The sequence below is a fragment of the Claveliimonas sp. genome (assembly GCF_037273965.1).
Classification (GTDB): domain Bacteria; phylum Bacillota; class Clostridia; order Lachnospirales; family Lachnospiraceae; genus Claveliimonas; species Claveliimonas bilis.
The window spans coordinates 1-10143 of the sequence record NZ_JAYAZJ010000096.1 but is presented as its reverse complement, the minus strand read 5'-3'; the positions used below and the strand labels follow the sequence as shown (position 1 = coordinate 10143).

The 10143-nt window shown below is 45.3% G+C and carries 5 protein-coding genes and 2 tRNA genes; 6 read left to right on the top strand and 1 reads right to left on the bottom strand.

Annotation, left to right across the window (positions count from 1 at the left end):
- Window positions 1–93: 93 nt before the first annotated feature.
- The gene (locus tag WJ238_RS09060) at window positions 94–2493 is read left to right on the top strand and encodes an ATP-dependent DNA helicase (RefSeq protein ID WP_524536999.1); all 2400 of its coding nucleotides are present in this window, start codon (window positions 94–96) and stop codon (window positions 2491–2493) included.
- Here WJ238_RS09060 and WJ238_RS09055 read toward each other — a convergent pair.
- A complete protein-coding gene (locus WJ238_RS09055; RefSeq protein WP_337606731.1) occupies window positions 2475–3356 on the bottom strand; it encodes a LysR family transcriptional regulator in 882 nt (293 codons plus the stop codon). The two genes, WJ238_RS09060 and WJ238_RS09055, sit on opposite strands and share 19 nt — an antisense overlap.
- Window positions 3357–3450: 94 nt before the next feature.
- Here WJ238_RS09055 and WJ238_RS09050 point away from each other — a divergent pair, with 94 nt between their 5' ends.
- The 5 genes from WJ238_RS09050 (at window position 3451) to WJ238_RS09030 (ending at window position 10141) form a co-directional block, all read left to right on the top strand.
- Window positions 3451–4149 (top strand): TIGR01906 family membrane protein, encoded by a 699-nt coding sequence (locus WJ238_RS09050; RefSeq protein ID WP_230106451.1) that lies wholly within the window; start codon window positions 3451–3453, stop codon window positions 4147–4149.
- 212 nt (window positions 4150–4361) lie between these two features.
- On the top strand, window positions 4362–8165 hold the full coding sequence (locus tag WJ238_RS09045; RefSeq protein ID WP_337606729.1) for a phosphoribosylformylglycinamidine synthase: 3804 nt from the start codon (window positions 4362–4364) through the stop codon (window positions 8163–8165).
- A 246-nt stretch (window positions 8166–8411) separates the two neighbouring features.
- Window positions 8412–9746: an NADP-specific glutamate dehydrogenase gene (gdhA, locus tag WJ238_RS09040; protein WP_230106449.1), complete on the top strand. Its 1335-nt coding sequence runs from the start codon at window positions 8412–8414 to the stop codon at window positions 9744–9746.
- Window positions 9747–9984: 238 nt separating this feature from the next.
- Window positions 9985–10057, top strand: a tRNA-Val gene (locus WJ238_RS09035).
- 10 nt (window positions 10058–10067) lie between these two features.
- Window positions 10068–10141, top strand: a tRNA-Met gene (locus tag WJ238_RS09030).
- The last annotated feature ends 2 nt before the right edge of the window (window positions 10142–10143 follow it).

Here is a 10143-nt window from a genome sequence, read left to right as displayed (position 1 = left end):
TGAGGACTCATTTTCTAAACTTAATGACATTGCTTTTTAAAAGTGTTACGTCCCAATTTGCAAAATCTACTATCCTCTACTATAATGAAAAGCATGGAAGAGCAAGTGATTAGAATATCTGTCCGTGCCCTTGTGGAATTTATCCTGCAAAGTGGTGATATCGACAACCGTATTGCCTCCGCCGACAAGGATGCCATGCAGATGGGAGCCCGTATGCACCGGAAGATCCAGCGTCAGATGGGAAGCAGCTATCATCCGGAAGTAACGATGAAGATACAGGTTCCTTTTGAAGGATTTACTCTGCAGATAGAAGGCCGTGCGGACGGAGTGATGGAGACGGATGAAGGAACCGTCATTGATGAGATCAAGGGAGTTTTTAAGAATCTGGATACAATGAAAGAGCCTGTGCAGGTACATCTTGCACAGGCAAAGTGTTATGCTTTCATTTATGGGGAGCAGAATGGTCTGGACAGTATGGGAGTCCAGATGACCTACTGTCATCTGGAGACAGAGGAAATCCGCCGTTTTCGCAGCGAATATGAAATGGAGGAACTGCGGAAATGGTTTTATGAACTGACGGATCAGTATGAAAAGTGGGCAAGGTTCCAGGTGGAATGGAAGAAACTTAGGAATCAGTCCATTAAGCAGACGGAATTTCCCTATGAGTACCGGGAAGGGCAAAAAGAGCTGGTTACCTCGGTTTACCGGACGATCCTGCGGAAGAAGAAGCTTTTTATCCAGGCTCCTACCGGGGTGGGAAAGACGATGGCAACAGTGTTCCCGGCAGTGAAAGCAGTGGGGGAAGGGCTGGCGGAAAAGCTGTTTTACCTGACTGCAAAGACCATTACCCGCACAGTGGCTCAGCAGGCTTTTGAAATTTTAAAAGAGGGGCCGCACCGGGAAAACGGGCAGATATCAGAAAGTGAGCAGATGCGGTACAAGACAATCGTGCTGACTGCCAAAGAGAAGATATGTTTTTGTGATAAAGCGGAATGTAATCCGGATTACTGCCCCTATGCAAAAGGGCATTATGACCGGATTAATGATGCGGTTTATGAGATGATAACAGAGACCGACGATCTAAGCCGGAGCGCCATTGAGCAGCAGGCAAAAAAGTGGCAGGTCTGTCCGTTTGAGCTGGGGCTAGATCTGTCGCTTTGGGCAGATGCAGTGATCTGCGACTACAATTATGTGTTTGATCCGAACGCAAGACTGAAACGCTTTTTTGGAGATAATGTAAAAGGCGAGTATCTCTTTTTGATCGACGAGGCCCACAATCTGGTGGAGAGGGGCCGGGAAATGTACAGTGCCAGCTTGTACAAGGAAAATATTATGAAAGTGCGACGGCTGGTAAAGGAAAGAGACGGAAAGCTTGCACGTCAGCTGGAGGACTGTAATAAGCAGCTTCTTGCTCTCAAACGGGAGTGCGACGGCTGCCAGGTGCTTGGAAGTGCCGGGGGTATCTACCTGAAGCTGCTCTCCGTTATGGCGGAAATGGAGCGTTATCTGGAGGAATGTACGGAAGAAGAGATACGGGAGGAAGTACTTGCTCTTTATTTTGAGGTGCGGATGTTTGAGACGATTTATGAGAGGCTGGATGAAAATTATATGATTTATTCGGAAATCGATAAGGAAGGAAAATTCCAGATCCGGCTTTTCTGTGTAAATCCCTCGGTCAATCTTAAGGAATCTCTGGATAAGGGCATCAGCACAGTATTCTTTTCGGCAACCCTTCTGCCAATCCGGTATTATAAAGAACTTTTGAGTACAGAAAAGGACGACTATGCAGTCTACGCCAGGTCGGTTTTTGATAAAAAGAATCGCCTTTTGATGGTAGGAAACGACGTCAGCACCAGATACACGAGGCGGGGGGAGAAAATGTACCGCCGCTATGCCCTTTATCTGAAGGAAATGGCCCTGGCAAAAACAGGGAATTATATGGCGTTCTTCCCCTCTTACCGTTTTATGGAAGAGGTATATGAATGTTTCCTGGATATGGTGGAAGAGGAAAACATCCAACTGGACTGTCTGATCCAGGCTCCCTATATGTCGGAAGAAGCAAGGGAAATCTTTTTAGAAGGATTTGAAGAGGAAAGGGATGTCAGTCTGATGGGATTCTGCGTCATGGGCGGTATTTTTTCAGAAGGAATCGATCTTTCCGAAGACAAGCTTATCGGAGCGGCGATCATAGGAACCGGATTGCCCCAGGTGTGCAGGGAAAGAGAACTTTTGAAGGAATATTTTGATAAAAAAGAAATGCGAGGGTTTGATTACGCCTATGTATATCCGGGTATGAATAAAGTGCAGCAGTCAGCGGGAAGAGTAATACGGACCGAAGAGGACAGGGGCATTATTCTCCTTCTGGACGACCGTTTTCAGGAGAAACGTTACAAAGAAACCTTCCCGCGGGAATGGGAAGGCTATCAGATGTGTAATATAAAAAATGTAAAAGAAAAAATCCGGAAATTCTGGGATCAGACCTCTTCAAAATAATTTAAAAAAGCAGATGCAGCTTTGGACAGGGGAAGGTGCTGACTGTGAACAGCAAGAAGCTCTCTGGATGGAAGTCCCTCCTTTGTCTTAACCACAAAAAGGTCCGGATCATCTGGCGGAATGCAGTAGTCGGGAAGGAAGGCGATTCCCAGACCTATGCGCGCCAGATCGATCAGAAGATCATTGCTGCTAAGCTCTGCTTCCGGCACCAGATCCAGGTGATGCTGCTGGAACAGATTATGGAGAAATTCACTGGTAGTGCTTTTTTTGTCCAGCATAAGGATTGGATATTCCAGCAGTTCCTGGAAGGAAAGCTGGCGTCCCTTCAGTTCTTTGAAAGACTGATTTGCCAGAAAAACATCCTGGAAAATTTTGATCCTTTTTATTTTTGTCACGCTCCCCAGATAGGCATTGGGAGAGTTTACCACAATGAAATCTACCTGACCGGAGTTTAAAAGTTCCACGCTTTGTATGGAAGTTGCATTTGTGACTTTAATATGGGCACCGGGAAAAGCCTTATGAAACCGTTCGATAAAGGGAACAAGAAAATAGCGGCAGATGGTGTCGCTGGCTCCAATGCGGATCTGTCCCCCTGTAGAGGCGGAATCAAGAAGCTGGGCCTCGCCCCGTTTAATAAGATTCATAGCAGGTTCCACATGGCGAAGGAGTATTTCCCCCTCTGGCGTGAGCTGTACTTTTTTCGTGCTGCGAATGAAAAGCACCTGGTCCAGCTTTCGCTCCAGAGTCTTGATAGACTGGCTGACAGCAGACTGGGAAATGAACAGCTGCTTGGAAGCTTCAGAAAAGCTTAAGGTGGAAGCTACATAATAGAAAACTTTATATAATTCGTAATTAATATCCATGATAAGTCCTCCTAATAAGTTCATAAGTATTATAAGGGAAAAGATAAAAAAATACAATCACAGAATAAAAAACAGCAAAAGAAAGGGAAAAGACATGAAAAAAGTACAGGGCATTACTGCGGTCATAGGAATGTTTCTTCTGATCATCGCGATCTTGATCACAAGCTTTCAGGCAGCAATTTACGGAGATCCGGAATATAAGTTCTATGAAAAAGAGTATGAGAAATATCAGGTTACGGAATCTTTGCAGATGGAGATGGAGGACGTCATGGATGTGACGGAAAAGATGATGGATTATCTTATTGGAAAACGTCCCGAACTTTCCGTAGAGACAACAGTTAACGGGGAAAAGCAGGATTTCTTTAATGAACAGGACAGACTCCATATGGCGGATGTGAAGAATCTTTTTCTGGGAGGCCTTGCGCTTCGCTGGTGGCTTCTGGGCATTTTTGCTCTTTTGATGCTGGTGTTGATTTTTCCTTTGAAGGCAGACTGGAAGCGCGTTTTGCCCAGAGCCTATTTTATTTCCCTTGGGATTTTTCTGGTTCTTACAGTTTTCCTGGGAGTTTTATTTGCCTCGGATTTTACAAAATATTTTACCATTTTCCACGAAATATTTTTTACTAACGATCTGTGGCTTTTTGATCCGTCTACAGACCTGATGATACGGATGCTTCCGGAAGGATTTTTCTACGACATGGTTATGCGGATAGGGCTGTATTTCCTTGGGGGACTGGCAATTTTTGCAGCTGCTTTTGCCTTAATAGGGAGGTTTGGCAGAAAAAAGAAATAAAATAAGAAATACTTATAAATAACTTTAGTTATATTAACTTTATTAATAATAAACCTCATGGTATAATAAACACAGAATGTGCAGTTCGGGATGGTATCATCAGCCTGAGTTGTTTCACAGGGGCAATATTTAGAAAGACCGCAGCATGTAAAGGAAGTTTTGCCTCCTTTCCGGGTGCGCGGCAGAAACAAAATAGTAATGGAGGAAGTTTTATGGGTAATGTAAGACGTGTATATGTGGAGAAAAAGCCGGATTATGCAGTACAGGCAAAGGATCTGCGGCATGAGATCAGGGGATATCTTGGAATTGATTCCCTGGAAAATGTACGTGTGCTCATCCGCTATGATATAGAAAATCTTTCAGACGAAACGTTTGAAAAAGCGTGCAAAGGTATTTTTTCGGAGCCGCCGGTAGATACCCTGTATCAGGAAGAATTTCCGGTAAAGGAAGGAAGCAGAATTTTTTCAGTAGAATTTCTTCCGGGACAGTTTGATCAAAGAGCAGACTCTGCCGTACAGTGTGTGCAGTTTATTAAGGAAGATGAAAAACCGGTGATCCGCACTGCAACTACCTATGTAATAGAAGGGGATATTTCAGATGATGCGTTTGAGGCGATCAAAAATCACTGTATTAATCCGGTAGATTCCCGTGAGACAGGGATGGAGAAGCCGGATACCCTGGTGACAAAATTTGAAGAGCCGGCAGATGTGATCATTTTTGACGGATTTAAGGATCTGAATGAAGACAAGCTGAGGGAACTTTATGATTCCCTTGGACTTGCCATGACATTTAAGGATTTCCTTCATATTCAGAATTATTTTTCCGCGGAAGAAAAAAGAGATCCTTCCATGACAGAGATCCGCGTTCTGGATACGTACTGGTCAGACCATTGCCGCCATACGACATTTTCCACGGAACTGAAGGAAGTAACATTTGGCGAAGGGGATTACAAAGCTCCGATAGAAGAGACTTACCGCCAGTATCTTGCAGATCACAGCGAGATTTTTAAGGGCAGGGAGGATAAATTTGTCTGTCTGATGGATCTGGCGCTTATGGCAATGCGCCGTCTGAAGAAGGAAGGAAAACTTCAGGATCAGGAAGAATCAGAAGAAATTAATGCCTGCAGTATTATTGTTCCGGTGACCGTAGACGGCAAAGAGGAAGAATGGCTTGTAAACTTTAAAAATGAGACTCACAATCATCCTACAGAGATTGAGCCTTTCGGTGGGGCGGCAACCTGTCTTGGAGGAGCGATCCGCGATCCGCTTTCAGGCCGTACCTATGTTTATCAGGCAATGCGCGTGACGGGAGCTGCAGATCCCACTGTTTCTGTAAAAGATACCATGAAAGGCAAGCTGCCGCAGAAAAAACTGGTAAGAGAGGCAGCGCACGGATACAGTTCTTACGGAAACCAGATCGGACTTGCCACAGGAGCGGTCAAAGAAATTTATCATCCGAATTACGTGGCAAAGCGTATGGAAATCGGTGCTGTATTAGGCGCGGCTCCGCGTCGGGCAGTAATCAGGGAGACATCAGATCCGGGAGATGTTATCATTCTTCTTGGCGGACGTACCGGCCGTGACGGCTGCGGAGGAGCCACCGGATCTTCCAAAGTCCATACAGAAGAATCCATTGAAACCTGCGGTGCAGAGGTGCAGAAGGGAAATCCGCCTACAGAGAGAAAGATACAAAGACTTTTCAGAAGAGAAGAAGTCAGCCGCCTGATCAAGAAATGTAATGACTTTGGCGCAGGCGGAGTCTCTGTTGCCATTGGAGAGTTGGCTGACGGCCTTAAGGTGGATCTTGATAAGGTACCGAAGAAATATGCAGGACTGGACGGAACAGAGATCGCGATTTCAGAATCCCAGGAGAGAATGGCTGTTGTTGTAGATCCAAAAGATGTAGAACAGTTTATGGGATATGCAAAGGAAGAGAACCTGGAGGCTGTGGAAGTGGCAGTTGTCACCGAAGAACCGAGGCTGGTGCTTTCCTGGAGAGGAAAAGAGATCGTCAATCTTTCCAGAGCATTTCTTGATACAAACGGCGCTCATCAGGAAACAGCGGTAGCTGTGGATATTCCAAACAGAAAAGACAGCATTCTGACAGAGAAGGCAGAGGTTGCTGATGTAAAAGAAAAATGGCTGGATACATTAAAAGATCTGAATGTATGCTCACAGAAAGGCCTCGTGGAAATGTTTGACGGATCCATTGGAGCTGGCTCTGTATTCATGCCTCACGGAGGAAAGTATCAGATGACAGAGACCCAGGCAATGGTAGCCAAACTTCCGGTACTGAAGGGAGACTGCGATACTGTCACGATGATGAGCTATGGCTTTGACCCCTATCTTTCCAGTTGGAGTCCTTATCACGGAGCAGTTTACGCAGTGACGGAATCCGTTGCCAAAATTGTTGCAAACGGGGGCGATTACAGGAAGATCCGCTTCACATTCCAGGAATATTTCCGTCGGATGTCGGAAGATCCGCATCGCTGGAGCCAGCCGTTTGCAGCGCTTCTTGGAGCTTACAGCGCACAGATCGGTTTCGGTCTTCCGTCCATTGGAGGAAAGGACAGTATGTCCGGTACATTTGAAGATATCGATGTTCCTCCGACCCTTGTTTCTTTTGCAGTAGACGTTGCCAAGGAAAAGGATATCATTACACCGGAACTTAAGAAAGCCGGTAGCAAGCTTGTATGGCTTCGCATACCGAAGGACGAGTACGATCTTCCGGTTTATGATAAAGTGATGGAGCAGTACGGAAAATTTGCAGAGGACATCAAAGAGGGAAGAATTCTTTCCGCTTATGTTCCGGACCGTCATGGAGTGATCCCGGCAGTCAGCAAGATGGCTTTTGGAAACGGTATGGGTGTGAAAATAGAGCACAGCATGGATCCAAGAGAACTGTTTGCACCGGCATTTGGCGATTTAGTGGCAGAGGTTGCAAAAGACAAGGTAGGCGAACTGCAGATTTCCTACACAGTGATCGGTGAAGTGACAGCAGACGGAACATTCGCATATGGCGATACGGTGATCGGACTTGACGAGGCGGAAGATGCATGGAAGGGAACACTGGAGAGAGTATTCCCGACTACTTCCGGCGCAGAGGAGGATCCGGCTGCCTATTTCCTGGCAGAAAAGGAAACAGAAGAGGGAAGACTGGATGAGGATGGGTGCTTCCATGCGGCTAAGGTGCATATCTGCAGCCATAAGATCGGGCAGCCTACTGTATTTATACCGGTATTCCCTGGAACAAACTGCGAATATGACAGCGAAAAAGCTTTTGAAAGAGCCGGGGCAAAGGTGATCACCAGAGTATTTAAGAATATGGATGCGGCAGATATCGTAGATTCTGTACAGGTATTTGAAAAGGCCATCGGACAGTCTCAGATCATCATGTTCCCAGGCGGGTTCAGTGCAGGAGACGAACCGGACGGATCTGCAAAATTCTTTGCAACCGCATTCCAGAATGCGAAACTGAAAGAGGCGGTAGAAAAGCTTCTTGGAGAGCGGGACGGACTTGCACTTGGTATCTGCAACGGTTTTCAGGCGCTGATCAAACTTGGCCTTGTTCCAAGCGGAAAGATCATCGGACAGACAGAAAACTCTCCGACTCTTACCTATAATACTATTGGACGTCACATTTCCAAGATGGTATATACAAAAGTAGTGACGGACAAATCTCCGTGGCTTGCCCAGGCACAGCTTGGCGGTGTGTATGTGAATCCGGCTTCTCACGGCGAAGGACGTTTTGTTGCGCCTAAGGAGACAATTGAGGAATTATTTGCAAACGGTCAGGTTGCCACACGCTACTGTGATCCGGAAGGCAATATTTCCGTCGGTGATGAAGAATGGAACATCAACGGATCTTATTTTGCCATCGAGGGAATTACAAGTCCGGACGGAAGGGTTCTTGGAAAGATGGCTCACTCAGAGAGAAGAGGACGCAGCGTAGCAGTTAATATTTATGGAGAGCAGGATCTGAAGATTTTTGAATCCGGCGTCGCTTATTTTAAATAGTCAAGTAAATGCATTTTTACTCATACAATGTTGCAATCCGTTTTGGGAAAATGCACGAAACGGATTGCAAAATGCAGGAATGAAAGTATAAAGTTGCAAAAAAATAATAAAAAATGCAAAAAACACTTGTGTTTTGCCTTGAAATATTTTATCCTTTTAAAGAGGCAAAGAAGTCACAAAGAGTGGGCAGATTGTCTGCTCTTTTTCTTTGGCGATTAACAGGAATATTCAAGGAGGAATAAAACGATGTCATATGTTGATGAGGTAATTGAAAAAGTAGTGGCTAAGAATCCGGCTGAACCGGAGTTCCATCAGGCAGTAAAAGAAGTGCTGGAATCTTTACGAGTTGTGATTGAAGCGAATGAAGAAAAGTACAGAAAAGAAGCGCTTCTGGAGAGACTGACTGAGCCGGAGAGACAGTTTAAATTCCGTGTGCCGTGGGTAGACGACAAGGGACAGGTTCAGGTAAATACAGGTTACCGTGTACAGTTTAACAGTGCAATCGGACCATACAAGGGAGGACTTCGTCTTCATCCGTCTGTAAACCTTGGTATCATTAAATTCCTGGGATTTGAACAGGTGTTCAAAAATTCCCTGACAGGTCTTCCGATCGGTGGAGGAAAAGGTGGATCTGACTTTGATCCGAAAGGGAAATCAGACAGAGAAGTTATGGCATTTTGCCAGAGCTTTATGACAGAGTTGTGTAAATATATCGGAGCAGATACAGACGTTCCGGCTGGTGATATCGGAACAGGAGCAAGAGAGATTGGCTATCTGTTCGGACAGTACAAACGTATCCGCGGACTGTATGAAGGTGTCCTGACAGGAAAAGGATTAAGCTACGGCGGATCTTTGGTAAGAACAGAGGCTACCGGATACGGACTCCTTTATCTGACAGAGGAAATGCTGAAAATGAACGGTAAAGACATTGCGGGAAAAACAATCGCAGTATCTGGTTCCGGAAATGTTGCAATCTATGCAACAGAGAAAGCACAGCAGCTTGGCGCTAAAGTTGTGACAATGAGCGATTCTACAGGCTGGGTATATGACGCAGAAGGCATTGATCTGGCAGCTGTAAAAGAAATCAAGGAAGTAAAACGTGCAAGACTTTCCGAGTATAAGAACTATCGTCCGAATGCAGAGTACCATGAAGGAAAAGGCGTTTGGAGTGTAAAAGTTGACATTGCACTGCCATGTGCAACACAGAATGAGCTTCATCTGGAAGACGCAAAGGCTCTTGTTGCAAATGGATGCTTTGCAGTAGCAGAGGGAGCAAACATGCCGACTACGCTGGAAGCAACAGAATATCTGCAGGCAAACGGCGTTCTTTTTGCTCCGGGAAAAGCTGCAAATGCAGGCGGTGTTGCTACATCTGCACTTGAGATGTCCCAGAACAGCGAACGGTTAAGCTGGACATTTGAGGAAGTAGACAGCAAGTTGAAGAATATTATGGTAAATATCTGCCACAATATGGCTGATGCTGCAAAGAGATACGGAGCAGAAGGAAACTATGTGGTAGGTGCAAATATTGCAGGATTTGAAAAAGTCGTAAATGCAATGGAAGCACAGGGAATCGTATAGAATTTTACAGAAATATAAATGAAAAAAGCAGATCGGAGGGCAGTGTGATCCGCCGGTCTGCTTTCTCTATTTAACAGTTAACAGGGAATTTTATACGAAAATTGGGAAGAAAACGGCCTCTTGGGATACTCGAAAAAAAGGCTGAAAAAAATTGTAAAAAAGTGTTGACATTTCATGAAATATAATAGTATAATAGCAAAGCGGGTTGCGGGAAAGCGACTTGCAGAAACAAAAATATGGGATCTTAGCTCAGCTGGGAGAGCATCTGCCTTACAAGCAGAGGGTCATAGGTTCGAGCCCTATAGGTCCCATATATATTGCGGCGGGATAGCTCAGTTGGCTAGAGCATACGGTTCATACCCGTAGTGTCGCTGGTTCGAATCCAGTTCCCGCTATT